Source organism: Micromonospora sp. NPDC048947 (genome assembly GCF_040649495.1).
In the GTDB taxonomy this organism is placed as follows: Bacteria; Actinomycetota; Actinomycetes; order Mycobacteriales; family Micromonosporaceae; genus Micromonospora; species Micromonospora alfalfae.
Genome location: NZ_JBEZFO010000045.1, coordinates 1 through 15070, shown reverse-complemented (window position 1 = coordinate 15070; position 15070 = coordinate 1). Strand labels below are relative to the sequence as shown.

Sequence of the window (15070 nt, the reverse complement as noted above, 5' to 3'; positions counted from 1 at the left end):
CCCGGGGGGGGGGGGGGGGGGGGGGGGGGGGGGGGGGGGGGGGGGGGGGGGGGGGGTTGGGGGGGGGGGGGGGGGGGTTTTAGCGGAGGGCTAGGCGGGCGGCTCGGGCGTCGCGCTTCTCCTCGAAGCGGCTCGCGGCGCGGTCCAGGTTCTCCAGCTGGGCGGCGAGCTGCTCGCGGGCGGCCTCACCGTCGGCGTTGAGGCCGGTCACGTTGAAGACGTCCCACTGACGCAGGACCGGCTGCAGCACCTCGTCGCGGTGCTGGCGCAGGTCGTAGATGCCGGCCAGGGCGATCGCCACCGACTTGCGGGCGAACCCGTCGATGCCGCTGCCCGGCATCTGGAAGTCGGCCACCACGTCGGCGACTGCCCGCATGGCCTGGCTCGGGGCCAGCTCGAACGCGGCCGCGAGCAGGTTGCGGTAGAAGACCATGTGCAGGTTCTCATCGGCGGCCACCCGGGCCAGCAGCGCCTCGCAGGTGGGGTCGCCGGTGGCCTTACCGGTGTTGCGGTGCGAGATCCGGGTGGCCAGTTCCTGGAACGAGACGTACGCCAGCGAGTGCAGCACCTCGTCGCCGTGGGCGTTGGTGTAGCCCTCCGACATGTGGGTCATCCGGGCCCGCTCCAACGCCACCGGGTCGACCGCCCGGCTGACGGTCAGGTAGTCGCGGATCGCGACGCCGTGGCGACCCTCCTCGGCGGTCCACCGGTGCACCCAGGTGCCCCACGCGCCGTCGCGACCGAACAGAGTGGCGATCTCGTGGTGGTACGAGGGCAGGTTGTCCTCGGTCAGCAGGTTCACGATCAGCGCGGTGCGGGCCACGTCCGGGATCGTGGAGTCGGTCGGTGACCACGCCTCGCCGCCGAGCGGGCCGTCGAAGGTCCGCCCCTCGCTCCACGGCACGTACTCGTGCGGGAACCACTCCTTGGCGAGCGAGAGGTGGCGGTCCAGGTTGCGTGCGACAACCGGCTCCAACTCGACGAGCAGCGCGGTCTGGCTCACTGTGGTGCTGACGGTCACGAGAAACTCCCTACGGTGGCGTAACTTACGCTACCGTAGGTCCCCGCGGCCGTCAGCGCCAGTGGGGACACTCAACCGACAGTGGGTTTGAGGTCTGCCAGGGGTGGCGTCCACTCCCCCGCACCGGCCGTGACCTGCTCACCGGAGCGGATGTCCTTCACCTCGTCCGGCGCTCCCCCGGCACCGGGGAACCAGACGTACGGGATGCCACGCCGCTCGGCGTAGCGGATCTGCTTGCCGAACTTCGCCGCGCTCGGCGACACCTCGGTCGGCACCCCGCGCCGCCGCAGCGCCTCGGCCACCCGGTTGCTGGCCGTACGCTGCTCCTCGCTGGTCACCGCGACGAGCACTGCGGTCGGCACCTCCCGCGAGACCGACAGCTCCCCCGCGCCGAAGAGCAGACCGAGCAGCCGGGTCACGCCGATCGAGATCCCCACCCCCGGGTACGAGACGGCGCCGGCGCTGGCCAGGTTGTCGTACCGGCCGCCGGAGCAGATCGAGCCGAAACGCTCGTAGCCGCGCAGCTGGGTCTCGTAGACGGTGCCCGTGTAGTAATCCAGCCCGCGGGCGATGCGCAGGTCCGCCACGCAGAGGCCGGGCGAGTGCTCGGCGGCGGTATCCACCACCCGGACCAGCTCCTCGATGCCCTCGTCGAGCAGCGGGTCGCTCACCCCGAGCGCCCGGACGGCATCGGCGAACGACGCGTCCGGGGCGGAGATCTCGGCCAGCGCCAGGCACGCCTTGGCCTGCGCCTCGCTCGCCCCGGCGGTCTGGGCCAGCAGGTCGGCCACCTTCGCCGGGCCGATCTTGTCGAGCTTGTCCACGGCCCGCAGCGCCGCCTCCGGGTCGGTCAGGCCGATGCCCCGGTAGAAACCCTCGCAGATCTTGCGGTTGTTGACCTGGATCGTCACCGGTGGGATCGGCAACGAGCGCAGCGCGTCCCCGATGACCAGCGGCATCTCCGCCTCGTGGTGCGCGGCCAGGGTGTCCCGGTCGACGATGTCGATGTCGGCCTGGACGAACTCCCGGTAGCGCCCCTCCTGCGGCCGCTCGCCCCGCCACACCTTCTGAATCTGGTAGCGGCGGAACGGGAAGCTCAGCTTGCCGGCGTTCTCCAACACGTACCTGGCGAACGGCACGGTCAGGTCGAAGTGCAGGCCGAGCTGGTCGTCACCACCGGCACCCTCGGCGTCGGCGTGCAGCCGCCGGATCACGTAGACCTCCTTCGAGGTCTCGCCCTTGCGCAGCAGCTGGTCCAGCGGCTCCACGGCGCGGGTCTCCAGCGGCGCGAAGCCGTACACCTCGAAGGTGGCCCGGATCCTGTCGAGCACGAACTGCTCGATCATCCGCTGGCCGGGGGTCCACTCCGGGAAGCCGGAGATGGGCGTGGGCTTGCTCATCGGCGTACTCCTTGCGGTTCCGCGCCGGTGGCGCGGTGGTGTCGTGGGTCCGCGCGCGGCGCGGACAGAAGATCTAGAGGCCCCGGGTGGGAGCGGCCGGCGACGTGCCAGCCACCTCGATGAGGTACGGGTTGCTGGCGCGCTCGCGGCCGATGGTGGTGCTGGGGCCGTGGCCGGGCAGCACGACGGTGTCGTCGGCCAGCGGAAGAATCTTGTCGCGCAGGCTGGTGAGCATGGCCGGCATGCTCCCGCCCGGCAGGTCGGTGCGGCCGATCGACCCGGCGAAGAGGACGTCACCGGAGAGGCACAGCTCGTCAGCCTCCCAGTTCGACCCGGCGCCCGGCAGCCGGAACAGCACCGACCCGCCGGTATGGCCAGGGGCATGGTCGACGGCGATCTCCAGGCCGGCGAGCGTGAGGGTGGCCCCGTCGGTCAACTCCGCCACGTCCTCCGGCTCGGTGTAGCTCAGCCGGCCGCCGAAGAGCGACGTCAGGTCGGTCGAGAGGCCCTTGGACGGGTCGGCCAGCATCTCCCGGTCACCGGGGTGCACGTACGCGGTGATGCCGCGCGCACCGCAGACCGGCGCGACCGAGAAGGTGTGGTCGAGGTGGCCGTGGGTGAGCAGCACGGCGGCCGGATGCAGGCGGTGCTCGGCGAGCAGCGCGTCGAGCTGGTCGAGCACCCCGATGCCAGGGTCGACCACCACGCACTGCTCCCCCGGCGCGGTGGCAACCACGTAGCAGTTGGTGCCGAAGGCGTCCGCGGGAAAGCCGGCCACGAGCACGGGCACTGTCCTCTCCGTCGAGCAGCTGTCGTCCTGCCCAGCAGCCTATCGGGCGGGCCGAGCGAGTTTGCCGCGTCCGTCCCACGGGCCTCGTGGGGCACAGTGACAACCTCCGATAAGCGCTGCTCGGGACGGGGTGGACCTCGTACACCACATTCCCAGTCACTAGCCGTACACTCTGGCGGGCGTGTGGCGCGGCACACGTCACGCCCGGACGGGCCGGGGCTACCGGCCGCCGGCGACGACCAGGTAGAGGAAAGGGGAGCACTGGTGGCTTCCAGCAGGGACCGGCAGCGCAAACTGGCGCGGGCCAAGCTCGACCGGCAGTTGGCTCGCCGGGCCGCCTCGACGAGGCGCCGACGGCAGATCCAGGCCGGAGTTGGCGCCGCTCTGATCCTTGTGCTGGTAGTGGCCGGCTCAGCCTGGGCGCTCGGGGCGTTCGACTCCGACCCGAAGCAGAACACGGCCGCTGAGGACACCTGCCTCTGGACGCCGCAGGACGCGACGGCAAACACCAACCTCAAGGACGTCGGCACGCCGGCCACCAAGGATCTGCCCACCGAAGGCACCCGGGCGATGACGGTGACCACGAACCAGGGCGCGCCGATCACCGCGGAACTGAACCTGACCAACTCCCCGTGCGCGGCGGCGAGCATCGCCCACCTGGCGAGCCGGTCGTTCTACGACAACACCAAGTGCCACGAGATCACCGCCGAGGGCGCGCTGCGCTGCGGCGACCCCAGCGGCACGGGTCTTGGTGGGCCGACCTACTCGTTCTACGACGAGGAGTTGCCGACCGTCCCGTCGGCGTCGCCGTCGGCCAGTCCGGCCCCCGGCCAGCCGCCGACGTACCCGAAGGGCACGGTGACGATGGTCTCCAACCCGCCGGGCAGCAACGGCAGCCAGTTCCTGATTTTCTTCAAGGACTTCACCACCGCCGACCCCAAGTACCCGGTCATCGGCCGGGTGACCGGCGGGCTGGACGTGGTGGAGAAGATCGGCGCCCTTCCGACCGTGGACAATGGGACCGGGGCGAAGGTCAAGCCCAGCACCGATGTGACGATCCAGAGCCTCACGGTCGGTGAGCCGGTCACCGGTGCGGCACCGGCTCCCTCGACCTCCGGCACCCCGGCCAGCAGCCCGAGCGCCGGCTGACCGGGCGCCACCACCCACCCAAGCGGCACCCAGCAGCAATCAGCCAGGAGGATCCAGGCGTGACGTCCACCAGAGAGCGGCAGCGCGCGGCGGCACGCGCCCGGCTCGAGAAGGAGATGGCCGAGCGCGCGGCCAAGGCCCGCAAGCGCCGGCAGACGACGGCGATCGTCAGCGCGGCTGCCGCGCTGGTGCTCGTGGTCGCCGGCACCGTCTGGCTGGCGGTGAGCCTCGGCGGCGACGACGACAACAAGAGCGACACCGCCGCGCCGGCGGCGGGCGCGGCCGAGTGCGCGTACACCGCGCTGCCCACCGAGCAGCGCCCCCCGCAGATCAAGGACGTGGGGGTGCCCGGCAACGAGCAGTCCGCCAAGGGCGTCCAGACCATGACGATCGACACCAACCTCGGCCCGATCACGGCCAAGGTCGACCGGTCGCTGGTGCCGTGCACGGCAGGCAGCTTCACCTACCTCGCGGAGAAGAACTTCTTCGACAACACCAAGTGCCACCGCCTCGTGAGCGAGGGCATCAAGGTGTTGCAGTGCGGTGACCCCAGCGCCACCGGCAACGGCTGGCGGGACACCGACGGCCAGGGCGGCCCGAGCTACCGGATGGCCGAGGAGAACCTGCCCACCGACAAGCGCCCGCCGTACCCGGAGGGTGTCATCGCGATGGCCAAGGCCCAGGATCCGGGGAGCACCGGCAGCCAGTTCTTCATCGTCTACGGCGACTCGCCGCTGGACCCGGCGTACACGGTGGTGGGCACCATCACCGGCGGCATGGACCTCGTCAAGGACGTGGCCAAGGCCGGCGACGACGGGGCGTTCGCCCAGCAGGCCGGGGGCGGTCACCCGAAGAAGGAGGTCATCATCAAGGACCTCACGATGAGCAACCCGCAGGGCTGACCCCCGCGCGCACGACGAAGCGCCCGCCGGCTGAGCCGGCGGGCGCTGTCATTTCCGCTGTACGCGTCGAGCCCCGAGACCGATCCGGTGGGCGTCAGGCGCCGGAGGTGACCCGGTAGGCGTCGAAGACGCCGTCGACCTTGCGCACCGTGGCCAGCAGGTGGCCCAGGTGCTTCGGGTCGGCCATCTCGAAGCTGAACCGGCTCACCGCCACCCGGTCACGGGTGGTGGTGACGGTGGCGGAGAGGATGTTGACCCGTTCGTCGGAGAGCACCCGGGTGACGTCGGCCAGCAGCTTGTGCCGGTCCAGAGCCTCGACCTGGATGGCGACCAGGAACGTCGACGCGGAGGTGAGCTTCCAGCTCACCTCGACGACCCGCTCGCTCTGCGCGCGCAGGTCCTCGGCGTTGGCGCAGTCGTCGCGGTGCACGCTCACCCCGCCGGAGCGGGTGACGAAGCCGAACACCGAGTCCGGTGGGACCGGTGTGCAGCAGCGGGCCAGCTTGATCCAGACGTCGCTGACGCCCCGGACCACCACGCCCGGGTCGCTGCTGCTCTGCCGGCTGCGCGGCGGCCGGGTGGCGACGGCGGTCTCGGCGATGTCCTCCGCCGCGCCCTCCTCGCCGCCGTACGCGGCCATCAGCTTCTGCACCACCGACTGCGCGGAGACCTGGCTGTCGCCGACCGCCGCGTAGAGCGAGGCCACGTCGGCCAGGTGCAGGTCGCGGGCGATCGACATGAGCGCGTCGGAGGTGAGCATCCGCTGCAACGGCATGCCCTGCTTGCGCATCGCCTTGACGATCGCGTCCTTGCCGGCCTCGATCGCCTCCTCGCGCCGCTCCTTGTTGAAGTACTGCCGGATCTTCGTCCGGGCGCGCGGGCTCTTGACGAAGCCCAGCCAGTCCTGCGTCGGGCCGGCCGTCTCGGACTTCGACGTGAAGATCTCGATCACGTCGCCGTTGGACAGCGTCGACTCCAACGGCACCAGCTTGCCGTTGACCCGCGCGCCGATGCACTTGTGCCCCACCTCGGTGTGCACCGCGTACGCGAAGTCCACAGGTGTCGACCCGGTCGGCAGCGGGATGACGTCACCCTTCGGGGTGAAGACGTACACCTCCTGGCTGGACAGGTCGAAGCGCAGCGCGTCCAGGAACTCGCTCGGGTCGGCCGCCTCACGCTGCCAGTCGAGCAGCTGCCGCAGCCAGGTCATCTCGTCGATGTGCGCGGGCGGGCCGACGATCTGGGTGCCCTTGTGCTCCTTGTACTTCCAGTGCGCGGCGATGCCGAACTCCGCGGTGCGGTGCATCGCGTACGTGCGGATCTGCATCTCCACCGGCTTGCCGGTGGGCCCGATGACAGTCGTGTGCAACGACTGGTACATGTTGAACTTGGGCATCGCGATGTAGTCCTTGAACCGGCCCGGCACCGGCTGCCAGTTGGCGTGGATGACACCCAGCGCCGCGTAGCAGTCCCGAACCGTGTCGACCAGGATCCGCACACCGACCAGGTCGTAGATGTCGTTGAAGTCGCGACCCCGCACGATCATCTTCTGGTAGATCGAGTAGAGGTGCTTCGGCCGACCGGTGGTCTCCGCCTTGATCTTGGCGGCCTTCAGGTCGATCTGCACCTTCTGCGTCACCTGCCGCAGCAGCGCCTCGCGCTGCGGCTGGTGCTCCCCGATCAGCCGGTTGATCTCCTCATAGCGCTTCGGGAAGAGCGTGCCGAAGGACAGGTCCTCCAGCTCCCACTTGATCGTGTTCATACCGAGCCGGTGCGCCAGCGGCGCCAGGATCTCCAGCGTCTCCTTGGCCTTCTGCTCCTGCTTGGGGCGGGGCAGGAAGGTCAGGGTGCGCATGTTGTGCAGCCGGTCGGCCAGCTTGATCACCAGCACCCGCGGGTCCTTCGCCATGGCCACGACCATCTTGCGGATCGTCTCGGCCTTGGCCGCGTCGCCCAGCTTGACCTTGTCGAGCTTCGTGACGCCGTCGACCAGCAGGGCGACCTCGCCACCGAAGTCGGCCCGCATCTGGTCGAGGGTGTACTCGGTGTCCTCGATGGTGTCGTGCAGCAGCGCGGCGACCAACGTGGTGGTGTCCATCCCCAGGTTGCCGAGGATGGTCGCCACGGCCAGGGGGTGGGTGATGTAGGGGTCACCGGACTTGCGGTACTGCCCGGAGTGCCACCGCGCGGCAGTGTCGAAGGCGCGCTGGAGCAGCCGGGCGTCCGCCTTGGGGTGGTTGTCCCGGTGGCTCGCGATCAGCGGCTCCAGCACCTCGCTGACCTGCGAGGTCTGCCAGGGCGCGTTGAACCGGGCAAGCCGGGCCCGGACCCGCCGACCGGTGGGCGCGTTGGACAGCCCGAAGCCACCGCTGGGCGACGGGTCGATGCCCGCGTCGGTCGGGAACGGCACCACGACGCCATCGGCGCCGGGGGACGCCTCAGCGCTCGGCGGGCCGCTGGTCGGACGCACCGCGCTCTCACCGGCAGCCCGACCGGAGCCGTTGCCGGTGCCCGTCACCCGGGCCGGCGCGTCGCCTGTCCGGTCGGTCACCGAGCCGTCAGCGTCGCCTGTCGGGTGCACCGTGCCCTCCGCCGGAGGGACGACATCGTGGGACACCGGCCTCCTCACCGCTCGCCGGAAACACGCCGGCCGAAGATCGGCCGACCTGGTCTCGCCCGCCGGACGGCATACCGCCGGCGTCAGCAAAGGGCAATGCTACCCGCACGGACGGTCCCCTGCCGCTCCGCCGGACGGTCGGCGCCGAGTCCATCCGACGGGTCCGGGATCAAACGGTCAGCAGAGTACCGACCGGTTCAAACAGTCAACAGGGCGTGGACGGGACGCGGCGCCAGTCGCTCGCGCCCACCCAGGAAGCCGAGCTCCAGCAGCACAGTGAAGCCGCTGACGGTGCCGCCAGCCCGCTCGACCAGGTCCAGCGTCGCCTCGGCGGTGCCACCGGTGGCCAGCACGTCGTCGACCACCAGCACCCGGTGCCCGGCGGTGAAGGCGTCCTCGTGCACCTCAAGGGTGGCCTCGCCGTACTCCAACTCGTAGGAGACCGAGTGCGCCGGGCGGGGCAGCTTGCCGGCCTTGCGCACCGGCACCACGCCCACCCCCGTCGCGTACGCGATGGCCGCCGCGACGACGAACCCGCGCGCCTCGATGCCGACCACCACGTCGAAGGTGTCCCGCCCGTGGTACGCGACGATGACGTCGATCACGTCACGGAAGACCTTGCCGTCGGCGAACAGGGGCATCAGGTCCTTGAACATGACGCCGGGCTTGGGGAAGTCGGGCACGTCCAGGACCCGACTGGCGACCAGTCGGGCGACCTCCGGGCCACTGTCCCCGCGCGCTGCGGTGCTGTGGGTCTCCGTCACGGCTGTTTCGCTCTCCTTCGACGACGAACGGCGTCCGGCAACAGCATGCCGGACGCCGTTCGGGTGTTTCCTGTCGGGTCAGCGCCGCTTGGCGCCACCCGGCCGGTTGCCGCCGCCACCCGGGCGACCGCCACGGGCACCGGTGGGCCGCTTGCCCGCCGGCCGAGCGCCCACCTTGGGGGCGGCACCGGCCAGCGCTGCGGCGTCCTGGTCGACCGGCTCGTCGGTCGCGTCGGCCTGCGCCACCGGGCTCGCGGCAGCACCCTTACCGGGGACCTCGCCACGGCTGACCGCACCCCGCCGGGTCAGGACGCGCTTGTTGTGCGCCTGGATCCGCGGGTCGTAGTTCTTCAGCAGCGCCAGCAGCGGGGTGGCCACCAGGATGGAGGTCAGGAACGCCACCGCCATACCGACGAACAGCACCAGGCCGAGGTCCTTCAGCGTGCCGGCGCCGAGCAGGCCGGCACCGATGAAGAGCAGACCACCGACCGGCAGCAGGGCCACCACCGAGGTGTTCAACGACCGCATCAGGCTCTGGTTGACAGCCAGGTTGGACGCCTCGCCGTACGTCTGGTTGTTGTTGGCGGTAATGCCCCGGGTGTTCTCCTGGACCTTGTCGAAGACCACCACCACGTCGTAGAGCGCGAAGCCCAGGATGGTGAGGAAGCCGATGATCGTCGACGGGGTGACCTCGAAGCCGACCAGCGAGTAGATGCCGGCGGTGAGGATCAGGTTGGTGATCAGCGAGGCGACCGCGGCCACGGCCATCCGCCACTCGAAGCGCAGGATCAGGTAGACCATCACCAGCGCGATGAAGATGACCAGACCGAGCACGGCCCGCTCGGTCACCTGGCTGCCCCACGCCTCACTGACCTGGTTGCCGCTGATCTGGTCGACGTTGATGCCGAGGTCCTCGGCGATCTGGGCCTTGACCGCGTTCGCCTGCTCGACGGTGAGCTGCGGCGTGCGCAGCTCGTAGGAGTCGCCGCCCGGGCCGCCGACCTTCTGCGTGGTGGCCACCTCAACGCCGGTGTTCTCCGAGGCCAGCGCGGAGTTGACCTCCCGCTCGGCGTCGTCCAGGGTGCCGACGCTGGCCGGCACCTGGAACGAGTTACCGCCGGCGAACTCGATGCCCAGGCTGAACCCACGGATCGAGAAGCTGAGGATCGCGATCAGGACCAGAACCCCGGCGACGCCGAACCAGAGCTTGCGCCGACCGACGATGTTGAGACCGGCCTCGCCGTTGTAGAGGCGGCTCGCCAGACCGTTTTCAGCCATCTCAGGCCTCCTTGGCGCGCGGGTTGCGGGGCTGAGTCGGCTGGTTGCGGGCCGGCAGTGCCCGGCCCAGACCGCTGACCCGCGGGGACAGGAACGCCCGGGTCCGGGCGAACATCGTCATGATCGGGTGCCGGAAGAGGAAGACCACCACCAGGTCCAGCACAGTGGCCAGGCCGAGCGCGAACGCGAAGCCCTTGACAGTGCCGACCGAGACCACGTAGAGCACCACAGCGGAGAGCAGCGTGATCGCGTTGGCCGAGATGATCGTCCGACGGGCCCGGATCCAGGCACGGGGCACCGCGCTACGCGGGCTGCGCCCCTCCCGGATCTCGTCTTTCAGACGTTCGAAGTAGATGACGAACGAGTCCGCCGCCACACCGAGCGAGACGATCATGCCGGCGATGCCGGCGAGGGTGAGCGTGAAGCCGATCTGCCGGCCGAGCACCACCAGCGCGCCGAAGACCAGCAGCGCGGAGAGGATGAGGCTCAGGAAGATCACCGAGCCGAGCAGCCGGTAGTAGAAGAACGCGTAGATGATGACCAGCAGCATGCCGATGCCGGCCGCGAGCAGACCCGCGCGCAGGTGGCTGGCACCCAGCGTGGCGGTGACGTTCTGCGCTTCCTGCTGCTCGAAGGTCACCGGCAGCGCGCCGTAGCGGAGCTGACCGGCGAGGGTGCTGGCGTCCTTCTGGGTGAAGGTGCCGGTGATCTGGGAGTTGCCGGTCAGCACGCCCTGGATCTCCGGGGAGGAGACGATCTTGTTGTCCAGCACGACTGCCACCCGGCACTTGCCGTCCTGACCCAACGCGGTCGCGTCGCAGGCCTGGCCCTCGTTGGTGAACGCCTCACGCGTCAGCGAGGTCCACTTGCCCTGGCCGTCGCCGGTGAAGTCCAGGCTGACCACCCAGGCGTTGGTCTGGTCGAGCACCGCGTCGGCGTCGGACACGTCGGTGCCCAGCACCTTGGCCTGGTCGAGCAGGTACTTCGACGCGCCGTCCTCGCAGGAGACCACCTGCTGCTTCGCGTCGGAGATCGACGCCGGAGGGCGCTCGTCGAGCTGCTTGCAGCCGATCGTCGGCACGTTGAACTGCATCTGCGCCGGCAGCACCGCGACCTCCTGCGGAGACAGCGTGCCGAACGGCTTGAGCTTCTCGGCCAGCGACGGGTCGGCGGTCAGGTCGGCCGGGGCCTGCAACCCGTTGGCGGCCTGCCACGCGGCGGCGCCAACCTTCTGCTCGACGGCCTTGCGCTGCTGTTCGATGCTGGCCGGCACCGGCTCGGCACTGGCGCTGGGCGCGGCGGCGCTCGGCGAGGCGGTGGCGGACGCGGAGGGGGTCGGCGTGGCGCTGGGCGACGCCGGGGCCATTCCGCCCTGACCGCCACTGGGCGACGAGGTCACCTTCGGCGAGGCGCTGCCCGTCGGGGTCGGGGTCGCGGCGCCGGACGGGGTCGCGCTGCCGGACGGGGCGGCGCTGCCGGACGGGGCAGGCGTGGCGGCGGGCGGTGCCTCGGCCACCCCGCTGCCGGAGGCGGCCTTGAGCACCTTGCGGAAGCGCAGCTCGGCCGCGCTGCCCACGTCGGTGAGGTCCCGGTTCTCACCGGGCAGGGAGATGACGATGTTGCGGTTGCCCTCGGTGACCACCTCGGCCTCGGCCACGCCGAACGCGTTGACCCGGCTCTCGATGATCTCGCGGGCCTCCTCGAGGTTCTCCGCCGTCGGGGGCTTGCCGTCGACGCTGTTGGTCGCCTCCAGTGTCACCCGCGTGCCGCCGATGAGGTCCAGGCCGAGCTTGGGCTCGAGCCGGTCCTTCCAGCTGCCGCTGGCGCCGGCGAAGAACACCAAAAGATAGAGGACCACGAAGATGAACCCGAGCACGGCGAGCTGCCGCCCGGGGCGCATCTGTCCCTGAGGTGGTGCCACGGCTGTCCTGTCTCCCTGTACGGTCGCGCCGCTGTCGCAGCGGCGGCGGTGTCGGGCCGGGGGTTCCGCCCGACGGGTCTGCCTTGAGCCGACGAGATGCCAACACGAGGACCGGCACCCCGGCGTGGAACGCCGACGGTCACGGGAACGTGCCGACGCCCGGCGTCGACCCAACTATCCAGTTTTCACGTCTCGTCCGCTGCCCCGTTCGGGCGCGACGACCCGGAAGCCGGCCCACCGGCCGTACGCCGGACTCGCCGTTCCCGGGGGAGGGGTCACTCCTTGACGGTGTCCGCGTCCTCGGTGACCGGCTCGCTCGGCAGCTCCGCGCGGGTGACCACCCGCGCGATGGCCGGGCGGGCGTAGCGGGTCTGCACGCCCGGGGCGACCTCGATCAGGACGGTGTCGTCCTCGATGCCGGTGACAGTGCCGTAGAGCCCACCGATGGTCACGACCTCGTCGCCGGGGCCGAGGTTGGACTGCATCGCCTCCGCCTCTTTGCGGCGCTTCTGCTGGGGTCGGATCATCATGAAGTACATGACGCCAAAGAGCAGGGCGATCATCAGGATCGGCGTGATGCCGCCGGCCCCACCACCCGGTGCTGCCAATTGCACGGTTACTGACCTTCCCATTGGCCACCTCCCCGGCACCGGGGTGCCGGAGCGGAGGCGGATTCTCACGTCCTGTACAGACCGCGGCGAAGTCTAAACCCTGCACCTGGGAACGCCGAATGCGGCACAGATCACGTTCACATCACGGCTGATCGACATCCAAGGAGAACAAGTCGGGCACAGGCGGGCTATCTACACCAAATGTACCATTCGGCGGTGTGCGCCCCAGATGCCGCCAGGCGGCCTCGGTCGCCACCCGGCCCCTCGGCGTACGGGCCAACAGCCCAGCCCGCACCAGGAACGGCTCGCAGACCTCCTCGACCGTGTCCGGCTGCTCCCCCACCGCCACGGCGAGGGTGGACAACCCGACCGGGCCGCCCCGGAACGAGTCGACCAACGCGGTCAACACCGCGCGGTCCAACCGGTCCAGACCGAGCGCGTCCACGTCGTACACGATCAGAGCCGCGCGGGCGGTGTCGAGATCGACCACCCCGTTCGCCCGAACCTCGGCGTAGTCGCGGACCCGCCGCAGCAGCCGGTTCGCGATCCGCGGGGTACCCCGGGAGCGACCGGCGATCTCGGTAGCGCCCTCCGGAGTGATCGGCACCCCCAGGATCCGCGCCGAACGGTGCAGCAGCGTCTCCAGATCAGCCGGGGCGTAGAAGTCGAGGTGCGCCACGAAGCCGAACCGGTCCCGCATCGGCCCGGTCAACAGGCCCGAACGGGTCGTCGCGCCGACCAGTGTGAACGGCTCGACGTCCAGCGGGATCGCCGTCGCTCCCGGCCCCTTGCCCACCACCACGTCGACCCGGAAGTCCTCCATCGCGCTGTACAGCAGCTCCTCGGCCGGCCGCGCGATCCGATGGATCTCGTCGATGAAGAGCACGTCGCCCTCGGCGAGACTGGTCAGGATCGCCGCCAGATCACCGGAACGCTCGATCGCCGGACCGCTGGTCACCCGGATGCCCGCGCCCAGCTCGGCGGCGACGATGTTGGCCAGACTCGTCTTACCCAACCCGGGTGGGCCGGAGAGCAGGATGTGATCCGGCGGCGACCCCCGCCGCATGGCACCCTGCAACAACAGGTCGAGCTGGTCGCGTACCCGGTCCTGGGCGATGAACTCGGCCAGCCGCCTCGGCCGTACCGTGGCCTCCGCGTCCCGATCGGCGTCGCTGACGTACGCCGAGACAAGCCCCTCGGTCTCGCTCATCGTGCGGCCCGCGCGGTCATCGGGTGCGGCCCAGCAGTCGGATGGCCTGCTTGAGCAGGACCGGCACCGGCGGGGTCTCACCCTCGATCGACTCCGCCACCGCGGCCACCGCCTGGTCGGCCTGCCCGGCCGTCCAGCCCAACCCCACCAGCGCCTGCCGGACCTGGTCGGGCCAGCTGCCGCGGGTCACCCCGGCCACCCCGTCGGCACCGATCGGCACCGGGCCGATCCGGTCACGCAGCTCCAGCACCAGACGTTCCGCGCCCTTCTTGCCAATCCCGGGTACCCGGGTCAGGGCGGCCGTGTCGGCGTTGGCGATCGCCTTGCGAACCGCGTCCGGGGTGTGCACCGCCAGCACCGCCTGGGCCAGCCGCGGGCCGACCCCACTGGCGGTCTGGAGCAGCTCGAACAGGGACTTGGCGTCGTCGTCGGCGAAGCCGTAGAGGGTCAGCGAGTCTTCCCGCACGATCAAGCTGGTGGCGAGCCGAGCCACCTGGCCGACCCGCAGCTCCGCGAGGGTCCCCGGGGCGCAGTGCACGGCAAGCCCGACCCCGCCGACCTCGATCACTGCCTGGTCCGGACCCGTCGCGGTCACCGTGCCGCGCACGCTGGCGATCATCGCGCTCCTCCTCGTCGTGCCCGGTCCGCCGCGGCGGCCAGCTTGGAGCGGGTTCCGCCACGCCACACGTGGCAGATGGCCAGGGCCAGCGCATCGGCGGCGTCCGCCGGCTTCGGCGGCTCGGCCAGGCGCAACAGCCGGGTCACCATCGCTGTCACCTGCGCCTTGTCGGCCTGACCGGACCCGGTCACGGCGGCCTTCACCTCGCTCGGGGTGTACGTCTGCACCGGCAGCCCGGCCCGCGCCCCGGCCAGCACGGCGATGCCACTGGCCTGCGCGGTGCCCATCACGGTGCGAACGTTGTGCTGGCTGAACACCCGCTCGACGGCGACGCTCTCCGGTTGGTGCTCGGCGACCAGCTTGTTCAGCGACCGGTCCAGGTGCAACAGACGCAGCGCCAGGTCGTCGGCCGGGTCGGTGTAGACCACGTAGTAGGCGACCAGGGTGCAGGGCCGGCCGGGCACACCCTCGACCACGCCCACCCCACACCGGGTCAACCCCGGGTCCACACCGAGCACGCGCACGCCGCCCCCTCCCCAGCCGTCAGCAGTACGTGTGTTCGACACCCTAACCGGCGCCCCTCCCACCAGTCCCACGGGACACGCCCTCCGCACCCCGCCCCTCACGCCCCGCCTCGCCCTTCCCCCCTCGCGCCCCGGCTCGCCCTCGCCGCCCCCCGCGGCACCCTGCGCCCTGCGGCCTCACGCCCGTTGCCCCCGCACCCCGCGCCGCGCACCGCGCACCCCACGCCGCACACCCCACGCCCCGCCCCGCGCCCCGCGCCCCGC

The 15070-nt window shown here is 70.9% G+C and carries 13 protein-coding genes; 2 read left to right on the top strand and 11 right to left on the bottom strand.

Annotation, left to right across the window (positions count from 1 at the left end):
- Positions 1 to 79 precede the first annotated feature (79 nt).
- From AB0B98_RS32845 to AB0B98_RS32835, 3 genes are all read right to left on the bottom strand, one after another.
- Positions 80 to 1021 (bottom strand): acyl-ACP desaturase, encoded by a 942-nt coding sequence (locus AB0B98_RS32845; protein ID WP_181518646.1) that lies wholly within the window; start codon positions 1019 to 1021, stop codon positions 80 to 82.
- Positions 1022 to 1092: 71 nt separating this feature from the next.
- Positions 1093 to 2421, bottom strand: a complete 1329-nt coding sequence (gene hisS, locus AB0B98_RS32840) for a histidine--tRNA ligase (protein ID WP_357367715.1) — start codon at positions 2419 to 2421, stop codon at positions 1093 to 1095.
- Positions 2422 to 2494: 73 nt separating this feature from the next.
- Positions 2495 to 3205 (bottom strand): MBL fold metallo-hydrolase, encoded by a 711-nt coding sequence (locus AB0B98_RS32835; RefSeq protein ID WP_238669226.1) that lies wholly within the window; start codon positions 3203 to 3205, stop codon positions 2495 to 2497.
- A 270-nt stretch (positions 3206 to 3475) separates the two neighbouring features.
- On the opposite strand from AB0B98_RS32835, the gene AB0B98_RS32830 reads away from it, so the two are divergent.
- Positions 3476 to 4360: a peptidylprolyl isomerase gene (locus tag AB0B98_RS32830; RefSeq protein ID WP_357367713.1), complete on the top strand. Its 885-nt coding sequence runs from the start codon at positions 3476 to 3478 to the stop codon at positions 4358 to 4360.
- Between the two features lie 59 nt (positions 4361 to 4419).
- The gene (locus AB0B98_RS32825) at positions 4420 to 5262 is read left to right on the top strand and encodes a peptidylprolyl isomerase (protein WP_357367711.1); all 843 of its coding nucleotides are present in this window, start codon (positions 4420 to 4422) and stop codon (positions 5260 to 5262) included.
- 94 nt (positions 5263 to 5356) lie between these two features.
- Here the strand turns inward: AB0B98_RS32825 and AB0B98_RS32820 are convergent, their stop codons facing one another.
- The 8 genes from AB0B98_RS32820 to ruvC form a co-directional block, all read right to left on the bottom strand.
- A complete protein-coding gene (locus tag AB0B98_RS32820; protein WP_357367710.1) occupies positions 5357 to 7879 on the bottom strand; it encodes a bifunctional (p)ppGpp synthetase/guanosine-3',5'-bis(diphosphate) 3'-pyrophosphohydrolase in 2523 nt (840 codons plus the stop codon).
- Between the two features lie 197 nt (positions 7880 to 8076).
- Entirely contained in the window at positions 8077 to 8643 is a 567-nt protein-coding gene (locus AB0B98_RS32815) for an adenine phosphoribosyltransferase (protein ID WP_357367708.1), read from the bottom strand.
- A gap of 78 nt (positions 8644 to 8721) precedes the next feature.
- Entirely contained in the window at positions 8722 to 9921 is a 1200-nt protein-coding gene (gene secF / locus AB0B98_RS32810; protein WP_357367707.1) for a protein translocase subunit SecF, read from the bottom strand.
- Position 9922: 1 nt separating this feature from the next.
- Positions 9923 to 11842 (bottom strand): protein translocase subunit SecD, encoded by a 1920-nt coding sequence (gene secD / locus AB0B98_RS32805; RefSeq protein WP_357367705.1) that lies wholly within the window; start codon positions 11840 to 11842, stop codon positions 9923 to 9925.
- Positions 11843 to 12117: 275 nt separating this feature from the next.
- Positions 12118 to 12474: a preprotein translocase subunit YajC gene (gene yajC / locus AB0B98_RS32800; protein ID WP_238688667.1), complete on the bottom strand. Its 357-nt coding sequence runs from the start codon at positions 12472 to 12474 to the stop codon at positions 12118 to 12120.
- Positions 12475 to 12595: 121 nt separating this feature from the next.
- Positions 12596 to 13663 (bottom strand): Holliday junction branch migration DNA helicase RuvB, encoded by a 1068-nt coding sequence (gene ruvB / locus AB0B98_RS32795; protein WP_238669205.1) that lies wholly within the window; start codon positions 13661 to 13663, stop codon positions 12596 to 12598.
- A 16-nt stretch (positions 13664 to 13679) separates the two neighbouring features.
- Positions 13680 to 14282 (bottom strand): Holliday junction branch migration protein RuvA, encoded by a 603-nt coding sequence (ruvA, locus tag AB0B98_RS32790; protein WP_091401818.1) that lies wholly within the window; start codon positions 14280 to 14282, stop codon positions 13680 to 13682.
- The gene (gene ruvC / locus AB0B98_RS32785; protein WP_357367704.1) at positions 14279 to 14806 is read right to left on the bottom strand and encodes a crossover junction endodeoxyribonuclease RuvC; all 528 of its coding nucleotides are present in this window, start codon (positions 14804 to 14806) and stop codon (positions 14279 to 14281) included. Before ruvC ends, ruvA begins: the two co-directional genes overlap by 4 nt.
- Positions 14807 to 15070: the final 264 nt, after the last annotated feature.